The sequence below is a fragment of the Bradyrhizobium sp. RP6 genome (genome assembly GCF_003837805.1).
GTDB lineage: Bacteria > Pseudomonadota > Alphaproteobacteria > Rhizobiales > Xanthobacteraceae > Bradyrhizobium.
Genome location: NZ_RQIT01000030.1, coordinates 20,681 through 35,382 on the forward strand (window position 1 = coordinate 20,681; position 14,702 = coordinate 35,382).

The 14,702-nt window shown below is 64.6% G+C and carries 13 protein-coding genes; 12 read left to right on the forward strand and 1 reads right to left on the reverse strand.

Annotated features, from left to right (window positions below; all coding sequences use genetic code 11):
- Nucleotides 1–97 precede the first annotated feature (97 nt).
- The 11 genes from thpR to EHH60_RS33415 all read left to right on the forward strand — a co-directional run bounded on the left by thpR (nucleotide 98) and on the right by EHH60_RS33415 (nucleotide 13,424).
- Entirely contained in the window at nucleotides 98–634 is a 537-nt protein-coding gene (gene thpR / locus EHH60_RS33365) for an RNA 2',3'-cyclic phosphodiesterase (protein ID WP_124163535.1), read from the forward strand.
- A 179-nt stretch (nucleotides 635–813) separates the two neighbouring features.
- Nucleotides 814–2,001 carry a cell division protein ZapE gene (zapE, locus tag EHH60_RS33370; protein ID WP_124163536.1) on the forward strand — a complete coding sequence of 396 codons (1,188 nt, stop codon included), beginning with the start codon at nucleotides 814–816 and terminating at the stop codon, nucleotides 1,999–2,001.
- A 266-nt stretch (nucleotides 2,002–2,267) separates the two neighbouring features.
- Nucleotides 2,268–3,236 (forward strand): malate dehydrogenase, encoded by a 969-nt coding sequence (mdh, locus tag EHH60_RS33375; RefSeq protein WP_028177733.1) that lies wholly within the window; start codon nucleotides 2,268–2,270, stop codon nucleotides 3,234–3,236.
- Nucleotides 3,237–3,455: 219 nt separating this feature from the next.
- Nucleotides 3,456–4,652, forward strand: coding sequence for an ADP-forming succinate--CoA ligase subunit beta (gene sucC, locus EHH60_RS33380; protein WP_124163537.1), 1,197 nt, complete (start codon nucleotides 3,456–3,458; stop codon nucleotides 4,650–4,652).
- A 4-nt stretch (nucleotides 4,653–4,656) separates the two neighbouring features.
- Entirely contained in the window at nucleotides 4,657–5,136 is a 480-nt protein-coding gene (locus EHH60_RS33385) for a DUF1579 family protein (protein ID WP_124163538.1), read from the forward strand.
- A 34-nt stretch (nucleotides 5,137–5,170) separates the two neighbouring features.
- On the forward strand, nucleotides 5,171–6,055 hold the full coding sequence (sucD, locus tag EHH60_RS33390) for a succinate--CoA ligase subunit alpha (protein ID WP_061029350.1): 885 nt from the start codon (nucleotides 5,171–5,173) through the stop codon (nucleotides 6,053–6,055).
- Between the two features lie 137 nt (nucleotides 6,056–6,192).
- Entirely contained in the window at nucleotides 6,193–9,162 is a 2,970-nt protein-coding gene (locus EHH60_RS33395; protein ID WP_124163539.1) for a 2-oxoglutarate dehydrogenase E1 component, read from the forward strand.
- A gap of 177 nt (nucleotides 9,163–9,339) precedes the next feature.
- The gene (gene odhB / locus EHH60_RS33400; protein WP_124163540.1) at nucleotides 9,340–10,584 is read left to right on the forward strand and encodes a 2-oxoglutarate dehydrogenase complex dihydrolipoyllysine-residue succinyltransferase; all 1,245 of its coding nucleotides are present in this window, start codon (nucleotides 9,340–9,342) and stop codon (nucleotides 10,582–10,584) included.
- A 54-nt stretch (nucleotides 10,585–10,638) separates the two neighbouring features.
- Entirely contained in the window at nucleotides 10,639–11,400 is a 762-nt protein-coding gene (locus EHH60_RS33405) for an SDR family oxidoreductase (RefSeq protein WP_124163541.1), read from the forward strand.
- 58 nt (nucleotides 11,401–11,458) lie between these two features.
- Nucleotides 11,459–12,859, forward strand: coding sequence for a dihydrolipoyl dehydrogenase (gene lpdA / locus EHH60_RS33410; protein WP_124163542.1), 1,401 nt, complete (start codon nucleotides 11,459–11,461; stop codon nucleotides 12,857–12,859).
- Between the two features lie 34 nt (nucleotides 12,860–12,893).
- Nucleotides 12,894–13,424, forward strand: a complete 531-nt coding sequence (locus EHH60_RS33415) for a hypothetical protein (RefSeq protein ID WP_124163543.1) — start codon at nucleotides 12,894–12,896, stop codon at nucleotides 13,422–13,424.
- Between the two features lie 18 nt (nucleotides 13,425–13,442).
- Here the strand turns inward: EHH60_RS33415 and EHH60_RS33420 are convergent, their stop codons facing one another.
- On the reverse strand, nucleotides 13,443–14,033 hold the full coding sequence (locus tag EHH60_RS33420) for a DUF4337 domain-containing protein (RefSeq protein WP_124163544.1): 591 nt from the start codon (nucleotides 14,031–14,033) through the stop codon (nucleotides 13,443–13,445).
- Between the two features lie 119 nt (nucleotides 14,034–14,152).
- On the opposite strand from EHH60_RS33420, the gene EHH60_RS33425 reads away from it, so the two are divergent.
- The gene (locus EHH60_RS33425; RefSeq protein WP_124163545.1) at nucleotides 14,153–14,572 is read left to right on the forward strand and encodes a hypothetical protein; all 420 of its coding nucleotides are present in this window, start codon (nucleotides 14,153–14,155) and stop codon (nucleotides 14,570–14,572) included.
- The last annotated feature ends 130 nt before the right edge of the window (nucleotides 14,573–14,702 follow it).

Sequence of the window (14,702 nt, forward strand, 5' to 3'; positions counted from 1 at the left end):
GCGATAGGAATCAGGGTACCGGTGATTCGTCACCGGCTCTAAAATTTGGATATGGTCTTTCCCAAGGATCATGCCCAAGCATCGGGAGTGCGAAACGATGCCGCGTTTGTTCACGGGTCTGGAAATTCCGGCCGAGATCAGTCACTCGCTTTCCAACTTGAGGGGTGGCCTCCCCGGCGCCCGCTGGATTGATCCCGAAAATTATCACGTCACCTTGCGCTTCATCGGCGACATCGACGGCGTTTCCGCCAACGAGATCGCCTCGATGCTGTTTCGCGTCGACCGCAAGCCGTTCGAGGTCAAGGTGCAGGGGCTCACCAGCTTCGGCGGCCGCAAGCCGCGCGCGGTGGTCGCCACCATCGCGCCGAGCAAGCCGCTGATGGAGTTGCAGGCCGAGCTCGAACGGTTGATGCAGCGGATCGGCCTCGACCCGGAGGGACGCAAATTCATCCCGCACGTCACTCTGGCCCGGCTGCACGACGCCTCCGACCGCGACGTTGCCGAGTATCTCTCGCTGCGCGGCTACTTCCCGAGCAAGGCATTCATGGCGGAGCGCTTCGTGCTGTTCTCCTCGCGGGCGTCGACCGGCGGCGGTCCGTATGTCGTCGAGGATGCCTACGAGCTGTGTGCGTAGCTCGCTCTCGCGCCCCGGCCGTAGAGCCGGGGCCCAGCGCTCCGAGATGAACAAAGTGGTGGGTCCCGACTCTGCGCAGCAGCGCAAGCCCGCTGCAGCGCGTCCGGGCTACGAAAGCGCATACCCCTGACCTCAATTCACGGCTTGCAATTTCCGCCGGTCTCTGGCGGTAAAGGGCCATGCTCTCGACCCCCGGTTCCCCCTTCAGCGAAGCCTACCAGGCCCAGATCGCCTCCGGCGCGATCGAGCCCGATGCCGCGCAGGCCGAGGTCGCCGGGGCCTATACGGCGCTCGACCAGCGACTCGCCACTTACAAGCCGCAGCGCAAGCAGGGCCTGCTCGCCCGTCTGTTCAGCAGCAATGACAAGGACGAGGCGCCGCGCGGGCTCTACATCCATGGCGAGGTCGGCCGCGGCAAGACCATGCTGATGGATCTGTTCTTTCAGCACTCTGCCGTCGAGCATAAGCGGCGCGCGCATTTCCACGAGTTCATGGCGGATGTGCACGAGCGCATCTACGACTATCGCCAGAGCATCGCGCGCGGCGAGATCGCCGACGGCGACGTCATCGCGCTGACCGCGAACGCGATCTTCGAGGAGAGCTGGCTGCTCTGCTTCGACGAATTCCACGTCACCGACATCGCGGACGCGATGATCCTGGGACGCCTGTTCGCCAAGCTGTTCGAGCTCGGCACCGTGGTGGTCGCGACCTCCAACGTCGCGCCCGAGGATCTCTACAAGGGCGGCCTGAATCGCTCGCTGTTCCTGCCCTTCATCAAGCAGATCACCGACCACATGGACGTCGCGCGGCTCGACGCGCGCACCGACTTCCGGCTGGAGAAACTTCAGGGCGTGCCGATGTGGCTGACGCCGGCGGATGGCGATGCGGACGCCGCGCTCGACCGCGCCTGGAAGCGGATGTCGGGCGGCGCCAAAGGCCGCTCGCGCGACATCTCGATCAAGGGACGCATCCTGCACGTGCCGTGCTCGGCCCATGGCGTGGCGCGGTTCGCGTTCGCCGACCTCTGCGAGAAGCCGCTCGGCGCATCCGACTATCTCAGGCTGGCGCACGACTATCACACCATCCTGGTCGACCATATTCCAGTGATGGACATCTCCCAGCGCAACGCCGCCAAGCGATTCATCACGCTGATCGACGCGCTCTATGACAATGCCGTGAAGCTGATGGCCTCGGCCGACGCCAATCCGATCTCGCTCTACCTCGCTACCGAGGGCACCGAGGCCATGGAGTTCAAGCGGACCGCCTCGCGCCTGATCGAAATGAGCTCGGAAACCTATCTGGCGTTGCCTCACGGCCGCAAGGATTCCACCGCGAGCGGCTCTACCAAGGGCCTGGTGGAGACTTAAGTCCTATCTCCGCCGTCATTCCGGGGCGCGACGAAAGTCGCGAGCTTTGGTGCGCAATTGCGCACCTGAGAACCCATCGCGCCACGAACTCTGCCGCCCGATGGATTCCGGGCCCGTGCTTCGCACGCCCCGGAATGACGGACCTGTATGGCTGCTATCGCGCCAAGCCCGACAATTGGGCATTCGGCGACTTGAACGGGGGAGGCGAAAGGGATAACCACCCGTCTCAGTTTTCCCCTCCTTACGTGTCTAAAGGACAGGTTCACATGGCGCGCGACAAGATTGCTTTGATTGGCTCCGGCCAGATCGGCGGAACGCTGGCTCATCTCATCGGCCTGAAAGAGCTGGGCGACGTGGTGATGTTCGACATCGCCGAGGGCGTGCCGCAGGGCAAGGCGCTCGACATCGCGCAGTCCTCGCCGGTCGACGGCTTCGACGCGCACTACAGCGGCGCGAACTCCTACGAGGCGCTCGACAACGCCAAGGTCTGCATCGTCACCGCCGGCGTGCCGCGCAAGCCCGGCATGAGCCGTGACGACCTCCTCTCGATCAACCTCAAGGTCATGGAGCAGGTCGGCGCCGGCATCAAGAAATACGCGCCCGACGCCTTCGTCATCTGCATCACCAACCCGCTCGACGCCATGGTCTGGGCGCTGCAGAAGGCGAGCGGCCTGCCGCACAAGAAGGTCGTCGGCATGGCCGGCGTGCTGGATTCGGCCCGCTTCCGCTACTTCCTGGCCGACGAGTTCAACGTCTCGGTCGAGGACGTCACCGCCTTCGTGCTCGGCGGCCATGGCGACACCATGGTGCCGCTGGTGAAGTACTCCACCGTCGCCGGCATCCCGCTGCCCGACCTCGTCAAGATGGGCTGGACCTCGCAGGCGCGCCTCGACGAGATCGTCGACCGTACCCGCAACGGTGGCGCCGAGATCGTCAACCTGCTCAAGACCGGCTCGGCCTTCTATGCCCCGGCCGCGTCCGCGATCGCGATGGCCGAGAGCTATTTGAAGGACAAGAAGCGCGTGCTGCCCTGCGCCGCCTATCTCAACGGCGAGTACAGCGTGAAGGACATGTATGTCGGCGTGCCCGTCGTGATCGGCTCCAAGGGTGTCGAGCGCGTGGTCGAGATCGAACTCGCCGGCAAGGACCGTGAGGCCTTCGACAAGTCGGTCGGCGCGGTGCAGGGCCTGGTCGACGCCTGCAAGAAGATCGCACCCGATCTTCTCGGCCGCTAAGGCGCAAGCAATACCCCGCCGAAGATCGAAACCCGGTCTTCGGCGGTTTCACTTCCGGAGCCCGGCTGACTGACTTGTCTAAGGCTGGGCGGGTTCCGGCGCAGTCCAGATTTCGATGTCACAGAATCCGGGTTGCAGTTTCTGTGGTATATGGTATGCCAGCCACAAGACTGAGGTGGACCCATGGGGTCACCGCCCGCGGGTTCAGGGAGCGACCATATGAATATCCATGAATATCAGGCCAAAGCGCTGCTGGGTGAGTTCGGCGTGCCGATCTCCAAGGGCGTCCCGGTCCTCAAGCCCGCCGACGCGGAAGCCGCCGCCAAGGCGCTCCCTGGTCCGGTCTGGGTGGTGAAGAGCCAGATCCATGCCGGCGGCCGCGGCAAGGGCAAGTTCAAGGAAGCCTCTGCCGGCGACAAGGGCGGCGTCCGCATCGCCAAGTCGGCCGCCGAAGTCGCCGAATTCGCCAAGCAGATGCTGGGTGCGACGCTGGTGACCGTGCAGACGGGCCCGGCCGGCAAGCAGGTCAACCGCCTCTACATCGAGGACGGCTCCGACATCGACAAGGAGTTCTATCTCTCGATCCTGGTCGACCGCGAGACCTCGCGCGTCTCCTTCGTCGTCTCGACCGAGGGCGGCGTCAACATCGAGGACGTCGCGCACAACACGCCCGAGAAGATCGTGACCTTCTCGGTCGATCCCGCCACCGGCGTCATGGGTCATCATGGCCGCACGGTTGCGAAGGCGCTGAACCTCTCCGGCGACCTCGCCAAGCAGGCCGAGAAACTCACTGCGCAGCTCTACGCCGCCTTCGTCGCCAAGGACATGTCGATGCTGGAGATCAACCCGCTGGTCGTGACCAAGCAGGGCCAGCTCCGCGTGCTCGACGCCAAGGTCTCGTTCGACGACAACGCGCTGTTTCGTCATCCCGAGGTGGTCGCGCTGCGCGACGAGACCGAGGAAGACGCCAAGGAGATCGAGGCGTCGAAGTACGACCTCAACTACGTCACGCTGGACGGCAATATCGGCTGCATGGTCAACGGCGCCGGCCTCGCCATGGCGACGATGGACATCATCAAGCTCTACGGCATGGCGCCGGCCAACTTCCTCGACGTCGGCGGCAGCGCCAGCAAGGAGAAGGTCGCGGCCGCCTTCAAGATCATCACCGCGGATCCCAACGTGAAGGGCATCCTGGTCAACATCTTCGGCGGCATCATGAAGTGCGACGTGATCGCCGAGGGCGTCACGGCTGCGGTTCGTGAAGTCGGCCTGAGCGTGCCGCTGGTAGTCCGCCTCGAAGGCACCAATGTCGAGCTCGGCAAGAAGATCATCCGTGAATCCGGACTGAACGTGGTGCCGGCCGACAATCTCGACGACGCCGCGCAGAAGATCGTGAAGGCCGTCAAGGGAGGCTAAGGCCATGGCCCAGGACCATCTCGCCGCATCATCCCCGCTTGCCGAGCACGCGCGTCTCGCCGCGTTCGCCGGCGAATGGAATGGCGAAGAGATGGTCTTCCCGTCGCGCTGGACTGCAGGCGGGCCGGCCACTTCGCGCGTCGTCGCGCGCATGGATCTGAACGGGTTCTACCTGATCCAGGACTCGGCTCAGATGCGCGACGGCAAGCAGGTCTTCGCCACCCACGGCATCTTCACCTACGATCGTGACGACCGGACCTACAAATTGTTCTGGTACGATTCGCTCGGCTACACGCCGCCCTCGCCCGCTTCGGGCGGGTGGGTCGGCAAGACCCTGACGCTGGTGCGCGGCTCGCTCCGCGGCAATGCGCGCCACGTCTACGAGATCATCGACGACGATTCCTACGCGTTGAAGATCCAGTTCTCGCCGGACGCGGAAGGCTGGGCCGACGTGCTCACCGGCGTCTACCGCCGCATCCACTGACCTCTCACTCGTTAGTTTCGCGAAAGCAGACCTCATGTCCATCCTGATCGACAAGAACACCAAGGTCATCTGCCAGGGCTTCACCGGCAAGAACGGCACCTTCCATTCCGAGGCCGCGATCGCCTACGGCACCAAGATGGTCGGCGGCACTTCGCCGGGCAAAGGCGGCTCGACGCATCTGGGCCTGCCGGTGTTCGATACCGTGCGCGAGGCGCGTGAGAAGACCGGCGCGGACGCGTCGGTAATCTACGTGCCGCCGCCGGGCGCGGCCGATGCGATCTGCGAAGCCATCGATGCCGAGATCCCGCTGATCGTCTGCATCACCGAGGGCATCCCGGTGCTCGACATGGTGCGGGTGAAACGCTCGCTGATCGGCTCCAAGTCGCGCCTGATCGGGCCGAACTGCCCGGGCGTCATGACTGCAGGCGAGTGCAAGATCGGCATCATGCCGGCCAACATCTTCAAGACCGGCTCGGTCGGCATCGTCTCCCGCTCCGGCACGCTGACCTATGAGGCCGTGTTCCAGACCTCCCAGGAAGGCCTCGGCCAGACGACCGCGGTCGGCATCGGCGGCGACCCGGTCAAGGGCACCGAGTTCATCGACGTGCTGGAAATGCTGCTCGCCGACCCCAAGACCGAATCCATCATCATGATCGGCGAGATCGGCGGTTCCGCCGAGGAGGACGCCGCCCAGTTCCTCAAGGACGAGGCCAAGCGCGGCCGCAAGAAGCCGATGGTCGGCTTCATCGCCGGTGTCACCGCCCCTCCCGGCCGCCGCATGGGCCATGCCGGCGCGATCATATCGGGCGGCAAGGGCGACGCCGGTTCCAAGACCGAAGCGATGAAATCGGCAGGGATTACAGTGTCCCCGTCGCCTGCACGCCTCGGTCATACGCTTGCCGAAAAGTTGAAGGGCTAGTTCACTTCTTCGTGCTTTTCCGGGCGAAGTTTCGCAGCAAATAGGGTAAAGGGTGCCTGTCGCGCCGAGCCTCTGCCGGGGAGCTCGGCGCCAGCGCCGTTTGTTATGCGCGAACCGAAATCGCCAGGAACTCCAGTATGTCTCGCCAGGACGCGAACGCAGCCTTTGCCTTGTCTTCCTTTTTGCAGGGCACCAACGCCACCTACATCGACGAAATCTACGCCCGCTATGAAAAGGACCCGTCCTCGGTCGACGCCGAGTGGCAGGAGTTCTTCAAGAGCCTGAAGGACCAGCCGGACGACGTCCGCAAGAATGCTCAAGGCCCGTCCTGGGAGCGCGCCAATTGGCCGCTGACGCCGCAAGACGATCTGACCTCGGCGCTCGACGGTAACTGGGCCGAAGTCGAGAAGACGGTCGGTGCCAAGATCGCTGCCAGGGCGCAGGCCAAGGGAGGCGACAAGGGCGCCGATATCTCCTCCGCCGATCTGCTCCAGGCCACGCGCGACTCCGTCCGCGCCCTGATGCTGATCCGCTCCTACCGCATGCGCGGCCATTTCCACGCCAAGCTCGACCCGCTCGGCATCGAAGCCCCGCGCAACCGCGAGGAACTCGACCCGCGCACCTACGGCTTCAGCGAAGCCGATTTCGACCGCAAGATATTCCTCGATCACGTGCTCGGTCTCGAATACGGCACGCTCCGTGAGATCACCGCGATCTGCGAGCGCACCTACTGCCAGACGCTCGGCGTCGAGTTCATGCATATCAGCAATGCCGCGCAGAAGGCCTGGATCCAGGAGCGCATCGAGGGACCCGACAAGGAGATCTCGTTCACCCGCGAGGGCCGCCGCGCCATCCTGATGAAGCTGGTCGAAGCCGAGGGCTTCGAGAAGTTCTGCGACACCAAGTTCACCGGTACCAAGCGCTTCGGCCTCGACGGCGGCGAGTCCCTGATTCCCGCGCTCGAGCAGATCATCAAGCGCGGCGGCAATCTCGGCGTGAAGGAGATCGTGCTCGGCATGCCGCATCGCGGCCGCCTCAACGTGCTGACCCAGGTGATGGGCAAGGCGCATCGCGCGCTGTTCCACGAGTTCAAGGGCGGCTCGGCCAACCCCGACGCGGTCGAAGGCTCCGGCGACGTCAAATATCACCTCGGCGCCTCCTCGGACCGCGAGTTCGACGGCAACCGGATCCATCTGTCGCTGACCGCAAACCCCTCGCATCTCGAGATCGTCGATCCCGTCGTGCTCGGCAAGGTGCGTGCGAAGCAGGACCAGCACGGCGATCCGCCGGATATGCGCATCTCCGTCATGCCGCTCCTGATGCATGGCGACGCCGCGTTCGCCGGCCAGGGCGTGGTCGCGGAATGCTTCGGCCTGTCGGACCTGAAGGGCTACCGCACCGGCGGCTCCGTGCACTTCATCGTCAACAACCAGATCGGCTTCACGACGTATCCGCGCTACTCGCGTTCCTCGCCCTATCCGTCCGATGTGGCGAAGATGATCGACGCGCCGATCTTCCACGTCAACGGCGACGACCCGGAAGCCGTGGTGTTCGCGGCCAAGGTCGCGACCGAGTTCCGGCAGAAATTCCACAAGCCCGTCGTCATCGACATGTTCTGCTACCGCAGGCATGGCCATAACGAGGGCGACGAGCCGGCTTTCACCCAGCCGGTGATGTACAAGCGGATCGCGGCGCATCCCTCCACGCTGGAGCTCTACTCGCGGCGCCTGATCAGCGAGGGCGTGATCACCGAGGGCGAGGTGGAGAAGGCCAAGGCCGACTGGCGCGCCCGGCTCGATGCCGAGTTCGAGGCCGGCACCTCCTACAAGCCGAACAAGGCCGACTGGCTCGACGGCAAATGGGCGGGCTTCAAGATCGCCGACCAGGAAGAGGACGCCCGCCGCGGCGTCACCGGCGTCGATTTGCCTGTTTTGAAGGACATCGGCCGCAAGATCACCAAGGTGCCGGACGGCTTCCGCGTCCACCGCACCATCCAGCGCTTCTTGGAAAACCGCGCCAAGGCGATCGAGAACGGCGTCGGCATCGACTGGGCGACCGGCGAGGCGCTGGCGTTCTGCACGTTGCTGCACGAGAATCATCATGTGCGGCTGTCCGGACAGGATTCGGAGCGCGGCACCTTCTCGCAACGCCACTCGGTCCTGATCGACCAGGAGGACGAGAGCCGCTACACGCCGTTCAACCATCTCGGCAGCGAGCAGGGCCATTACGAGGTCATCAATTCGCTGCTGTCGGAAGAAGCCGTGCTCGGCTTCGAATACGGCTATTCGCTCGCCGAGCCGAACACGCTGACGCTGTGGGAAGCCCAGTTCGGCGACTTCGCCAACGGCGCGCAGGTCGTGTTCGACCAGTTCATCTCCTCGGGCGAGCGCAAATGGCTGCGCATGTCCGGTCTCGTCTGCCTGCTGCCGCACGGCTATGAGGGCCAGGGGCCGGAGCACTCCTCGGCGCGCCTCGAGCGTTTCCTGCAGATGTGCGCGGAAGACAACATGCAGGTGGTCTATCCGACCACGCCGGCGAACTACTTCCACGTGCTGCGCCGCCAGCTGCATCGCGAGATCCGCAAGCCACTGATCATGATGACGCCGAAGTCGCTGCTGCGCCACAAGCGGGCCGTGTCGCGTCTGGAAGAGCTCGCGAAAGGCACGACCTTCCACCGCATCCTGTACGATGACGCCCAGATGCTGCCGAACGAGGCGATCAAGCTCGTTCCGGACGAGAAGATCCGCCGCATCGTGCTCTGCTCCGGCAAGGTCTACTACGACCTCTACGAGGAGCGCGAGAAGCGCGGCATTGACGACATCTATCTGATGCGCGTCGAGCAGCTCTATCCCGTGCCGCTCAAGGCGCTGGTGGCCGAGCTGTCGCGCTTCAAGAAGGCCGAAGTGGTGTGGTGCCAGGAAGAGCCCCGCAACATGGGTGCCTGGCACTTCATCGAGCCGTATCTGGAATGGGTGCTGAACCAGGTGAACGGTGCGAGCCGGCGTCCGCGTTATGTCGGTCGCGCCGCTTCCGCCGCGACAGCGACCGGTCTGATGTCGAAGCATCAGGCGCAGTTGAAGGCGTTCCTGGACGAAGCACTGAGCTGAATTTTCTGAACTGCGTCATGCCCCGCCTCGTGCGCAATCGCGCTCTGGAGCGGGGCATCCAGTACGCTGTGGCGTCCGTGCAGAGTACGAACGTCCGGTTTGCTGGATGGCTTGCTTTTCGCAGGCGATGACACCCGCACTTATGACCGCATTGGCGATCTCCTTAAGGAAAAGACCATGACTGAAATTCGTGTGCCGACGCTCGGCGAATCCGTCACCGAGGCCACCATCGGCCGCTGGTTCAAGAAGGCCGGCGACCCGGTCGCCGTCGACGAGCCCTTGGTGGAGCTCGAGACCGACAAGGTCACCATCGAAGTCCCGGCGCCCTCCGCGGGCACGCTGAGCGAGATCATCGCCGCCGATGGTACGACCGTCGCCGTCGGTGCGCTGCTCGGCCAGATCACCGACGGTGCCGGTGCTGCCAAGCCCGCCGCCGCGCCCGCCAAGCCTGCCGCTGCTCCGGCTGCGGCCGCTGCGGCTCCGGCTGCTGCCGCCGCTTCGTCCAAGGCGCCGCCCGCCGATGCGCCGCTCGCCCCGTCCGTGCGCAAGCTGTCGGCCGAGACCGGCATCGACGCCTCGACCGTTCCCGGCTCCGGCAAGGACGGCCGCGTCACCAAGGGCGACATGTTAGCCGCGATCGAGCGCGCGGCCTCCGCGCCCACGCCGGTCAACCAGCCCGCCGCCGCCGTTCAGGTCCGCGCGCCGTCGCCGGCCGATGACGCCGCCCGCGAGGAGCGCGTCAAGATGACCCGCCTGCGCCAGACCATCGCGCGCCGCCTCAAGGACGTGCAGAACACCGCGGCCATGCTCACGACCTTCAACGAGGTCGACATGACCAACGTCATGGCGCTGCGCGCGCACTACAAGGACGCGTTCGAGAAGAAGCACGGCGCCAAGCTCGGCTTCATGGGCTTCTTCACCAAGGCGGTCGTGCAGGCCCTCAAGGACATTCCGGCCGTCAACGCCGAGATCGACGGCAGCGATCTGATCTACAAGAACTACTATCACATCGGCGTCGCCGTCGGCACCGACAAGGGCCTCGTCGTGCCCGTGGTGCGCGACTGCGACCACAAGTCGATCTCCGACATCGAGAAGAGCATCGCCGATTTCGGCCGCCGCGCCCGTGACGGCCAGCTCAAGATCGACGAGATGCAGGGCGGCACCTTCACCATCACCAACGGCGGCATCTACGGCTCGCTGATGTCGACCCCGATCCTGAACGCGCCGCAGTCCGGCATTCTCGGCATGCACAAGATCCAGGAGCGGCCGATGGTCGTCGGCGGCAAGATCGAGGTCCGCCCGATGATGTACCTGGCCCTGTCCTACGATCACCGTGTGATCGACGGCAAGGAAGCCGTCACCTTCCTGGTCCGCGTCAAGGAGAGCCTGGAAGATCCGGCGCGCCTGGTGCTCGATCTCTGATCCCTGTCGCTTTGCGAGCGCCGTCGCGATCAACGCGGCGGCGCGTGTCGAACCATGGAGGTGCGCGTGACCGATAAAGTCGTTGTCATCACCGGCGGCAGCCGCGGCATTGGGCGGGCAACCGCGATCGCGGCGGCTGCCCGCGGCTTTCGCGTCGTGGTCGGCTATGCCAGCAACAAGACCGCCGCTGACGAGGTGGTCGCGCAGATCGAGGCCGCCAACGGCAAGGCCATCGCGGTGAAATGCGATGTCGCCGAGGAAAGCGACATCCTCAATTTGTTCAAGGAAGCCGACGAGTTCGGCACGCTCGGGGCGCTCGTCAACAACGGCGGCATCGTCGGCAAGAGCGGCGTGCGCGTCGACGAGATGTCGGCCGAGCGCATCCAGCGCGTGATGGCGGTCAACGTCACCGGCTCCATCCTCTGCGCGCGCGAAGCCATCAAGCGAATGTCGACCAGGCATGGCGGCAAGGGCGGTGTCATCGTCAACCTCTCGTCCGTTGCTGCCAGGCTCGGCGCCCCCAACACCTATGTCGATTACGCCGCGTCCAAGGGCGCGGTGGATTCCTTCACCGTCGGCCTCGGCTACGAGGTTGCGGGCGAAGGCATCCGCGTTGCCGCAATCCGTCCCGGCCTGATCGACACCGAAATCCACGCCGCCGGCGGCGAGCCCGACCGCGCCCACCGTCTGGCGCATCTGGTGCCGATGAAGCGCGTCGGCACCGCCGAGGAAATCGCCAATGCCATCGTCTGGCTGATGTCCGACGAGGCCTCCTACGTCACCTCAGCCATTCTCGATGTGTCCGGCGGACGCTGACGCGCTGCGCGGACGCTGACACATCTTCATCACGCCTAACCTTACGGGACTTTCTCTCATGGCTACCTACGATCTCGTCGTCATCGGCACCGGGCCGGGCGGTTACGTCTGCGCGGTGCGCGCAGCCCAGCTCGGCATGAAAGTCGCCGTGGTCGAAAAGAACGCCACCCTCGGCGGCACCTGCCTCAATGTCGGCTGCATGCCCTCGAAGGCGCTGCTGCACGCCTCCGAGATGTTCGAGGAAGCCGGTCATTCCTTCGCCAAGATGGGTGTGAGCGTTTCCGCGCCGAAGCTCGATCTGCCCGCGATGATGAACTTCAAGCAGCAGGGCATCGACGGCAACGTCAAGGGCGTCGAGTTCCTGATGAAGAAGAACAAGATCGACGTGCTCAAGGGCACCGGCAAGATCTTGGGGACGGGCAAGGTCGAGATCTCCGCCGACGGCAAGTCGCAGGTGGTCGAGACCAGGAACATCGTGATCGCCACCGGCTCGGACATCGCGCGGCTCAAGGGCATCGACATCGACGAGAAGCGCATCGTGTCCTCGACCGGCGCGCTGTCGCTGGAGAAGGTGCCAGGCAGATTGCTGGTCATTGGCGCCGGCGTGATCGGGCTCGAACTCGGCTCTGTGTGGCGCCGGCTCGGATCCGAAGTCATGGTGGTTGAATTCCTCGATCGCATTCTGCCCGGCATGGACGGCGAGATCGCCAAGCAATTCCAGCGCATCCTCGAGAAGCAGGGATTTGCATTCAAGCTGGGCTCGAAGGTCACCGGCGTTGAAGCGAACAGCAAGGCATTGCTCGCGAAAATCGAACCGGCTGCCGGCGGTGCCGCCGAGACCATCGAGGCCGACGTCGTGCTCGTCTGCATCGGCCGCGTGCCCTACACCGACGGTCTCGGCCTGAAGGAAGCCGGCGTCGCGCTCGATTCGCGCGGCCGCGTGCAGATCGATCCGCATTTCGCCACCAGCCTGAAGGGCGTCTATGCCATCGGCGACGTCGTCGCCGGCCCGATGCTCGCGCACAAGGCCGAGGACGAAGGCGTTGCAGTCGCGGAGATCATCGCCGGACAGGCCGGCCACGTGAACTACGACGTCATCCCCGGGGTCGTGTATACCACTCCGGAAGTGTCCTCCGTCGGCAAGACCGAGGAGGAACTGAAGCAGGCGGGCGTCGGTTACACCGTCGGAAAGTTTCCCTTTACCGCCAACGGCCGCTCCAAGGTCAACCAGACCACTGACGGCTTTGTGAAGATTCTCGCAGATGCGAAGACCGATCGCGTGCTCGGCGTGCACATTATCGGCCGCGAAGCCGGCGAAATGATCCATGAAGCCTGTGTTCTCATGGAATTTGGCGGCAGTGCGGAGGATCTCGCGCGCACCTGCCACGCCCATCCGACCCGCTCGGAGGCCGTCAAGGAAGCCGCGCTTGCAGTCGGCAAGCGGGCCATCCATATGTAATCACGCGCCCAGCACCGAATCGGGCGGGAAACAAATGCTGCGCCGCCTCCTTCAACCGGTCTGGGTCCTGCTTGCGATCGTCTTCTTGATCGAAGCCTGGCTGTGGGATCATCTCGAGCCGATCGTTGCCAAGGTCGTCGCGGCCATCCCGCTGGCGCGCTTCAAGCATTGGCTGACGGAGCGTGTCGATGCGCTCTCGCCGGCCATGACGCTGCTCGTGTTCGCGGTCCCCGTCGTCCCGCTGTTTCCGCTCAAGCTGGTCGGCCTGTGGCTGCTCGCGCATGAATACTGGACCGGCGCGTTGTTCACGATCGTGTTCGGAAAGCTGGTCGGCGTCGGCGTCACCGCCTTCGTGTTCGACGTGACGCGCGCCAAGCTTCTGGAGATGCGCTGGTTCGAGCGGATCTACGAGCTCGTGCTGAGGCTGCGCGCCAAGGCCGCCGAGCTGGTCGACCCGATCAAGCGACGCATCCGCGAGCTGATCGCCGGCGACGGCGAGGGGTGGTCCAACCGCACGCTGCGCATGATCCAGCGTTTCCGCAGGAGCGTGCACCAGGCGCGGTGAGCTTCCGGGCTCAGGCCCTCAATGCAAATGCAACAGATGCGGCCACCATAGGCCGAGCGCGGTCATGAACAGGCCGGCGACCGTCAGCGCGCCGCTGACATAGGCCAGCGCGAGCATGCCGGTGATGATGGTGGCCGACGCCAGCACGATGCCGATCTGGAACGCGGCCGAGGCCAGCTCGAAATGGTGGTATTTCGCGGTCGCCTCGTCGCGCGCGTGCTCGGCGTGCTTGGCCTTCTCGGCGAGCTGCTCGGTGCCTTCGCCGGTCTCGGGCTCGGAGCGGTAGCGCTGCGCAGTCTTGGTCCAGTCGTCGACCTGCTTCTGCACCGCCGCCTTCATGGCATCGTCGGTCGTGCCGCCCAGCGTCAGCTTGCCCTGTTCTGCGGCAGTCAGCACCACGGTGCGGCGGATGCTCTTGGCCTGGAAGAATGCCCAGAGATTGGCGGCCTCGACGTTCTTGCTGATCGATTCCGTCTGCGCACCCTTGCCGAGCGTCTCGGAGATCGCCAGGAACAGCGCCAGCACGGCGATCAGGAGCGCGATCTTCTTGTTCGAGCCGGACGCGTGTTCGGCGTGCTCGGCGTGCTCCATGCTTTCATGTGCGCCCATGAGTCTCTCCTGCTATCGCCAAGTACGATTGACCGAACCGCTATTCCGGCGCAAGCGCCAGGCGGCATTTTTGCAGACGCTTTAAGGGATTTTTTTGTCAGGCGTCTTACGCTCAGCGCATGACCGCAGCGGAATTCATCGCCTGGGCGCTCTGGCCGATTGTGGCTCTTTTCGTCGTCCTGCTGGCGACGATCAGCCATCCTCGGCTGCGCCAGTACGTCATCGTGGCTGCGATCGGCGCGTTCTTCGTCTATTTCGTCCTCGGCCTTCTCTATTGGCGCAGCTCGATCGCAGGCGTCGCGGATTTCTATCTGTTCGGCGCGGTGTTCTCGCTGATCCTATTTGGACTGGCTCTGTGCAGGCTGACGAGCGGCGGCCGGGGCTCGCCTCGGCTTGCCAAGTGGCAGCTTGTGGCCGCTCTCGTGCTTGGTGCTGGCGGGGTCTGGGTATTCGCCAGCACATTGTATTCGGACTATGCCGAACCCCGCCTCGTGATCGAAGGGCGCGTGGAAAATTTGCGCGAGTCCGGCAAGCAATAGGCGAACATCTTGCCGATATCGGTGGTCACACGGTGAAGGCGACGACGCCGGTCTATGATCGCCTTAAGTTCAAGCCCTATGTTCGCGCCGAGATCGGCCGCGGCTCGAACTACATCTTTGCCATCGAGTA

What these genes read in the sequence shown, in the direction of transcription:
- lpdA (WP_124163542.1), top strand. Translation starts at nt 11,459, where the DNA reads ATGGCTACCTACGATCTCGTCGTCATCGGCACCGGGCCGGGCGGTTAC.
- mdh (WP_028177733.1), top strand. Translation starts at nt 2,268, where the DNA reads ATGGCGCGCGACAAGATTGCTTTGATTGGCTCCGGCCAGATCGGCGGA.
- sucC (WP_124163537.1), top strand. Translation starts at nt 3,456, where the DNA reads ATGAATATCCATGAATATCAGGCCAAAGCGCTGCTGGGTGAGTTCGGC.
- thpR (WP_124163535.1), top strand. Translation starts at nt 98, where the DNA reads ATGCCGCGTTTGTTCACGGGTCTGGAAATTCCGGCCGAGATCAGTCAC.
- odhB (WP_124163540.1), top strand. Translation starts at nt 9,340, where the DNA reads ATGACTGAAATTCGTGTGCCGACGCTCGGCGAATCCGTCACCGAGGCC.
- zapE (WP_124163536.1), top strand. Translation starts at nt 814, where the DNA reads ATGCTCTCGACCCCCGGTTCCCCCTTCAGCGAAGCCTACCAGGCCCAG.
- EHH60_RS33415 (WP_124163543.1), top strand. Translation starts at nt 12,894, where the DNA reads ATGCTGCGCCGCCTCCTTCAACCGGTCTGGGTCCTGCTTGCGATCGTC.
- EHH60_RS33385 (WP_124163538.1), top strand. Translation starts at nt 4,657, where the DNA reads ATGGCCCAGGACCATCTCGCCGCATCATCCCCGCTTGCCGAGCACGCG.
- EHH60_RS33405 (WP_124163541.1), top strand. Translation starts at nt 10,639, where the DNA reads ATGGAGGTGCGCGTGACCGATAAAGTCGTTGTCATCACCGGCGGCAGC.
- sucD (WP_061029350.1), top strand. Translation starts at nt 5,171, where the DNA reads ATGTCCATCCTGATCGACAAGAACACCAAGGTCATCTGCCAGGGCTTC.
- EHH60_RS33420 (WP_124163544.1), bottom strand. Translation starts at nt 14,033, where the DNA reads ATGGGCGCACATGAAAGCATGGAGCACGCCGAGCACGCCGAACACGCG.
- EHH60_RS33425 (WP_124163545.1), top strand. Translation starts at nt 14,153, where the DNA reads ATGACCGCAGCGGAATTCATCGCCTGGGCGCTCTGGCCGATTGTGGCT.
- EHH60_RS33395 (WP_124163539.1), top strand. Translation starts at nt 6,193, where the DNA reads ATGTCTCGCCAGGACGCGAACGCAGCCTTTGCCTTGTCTTCCTTTTTG.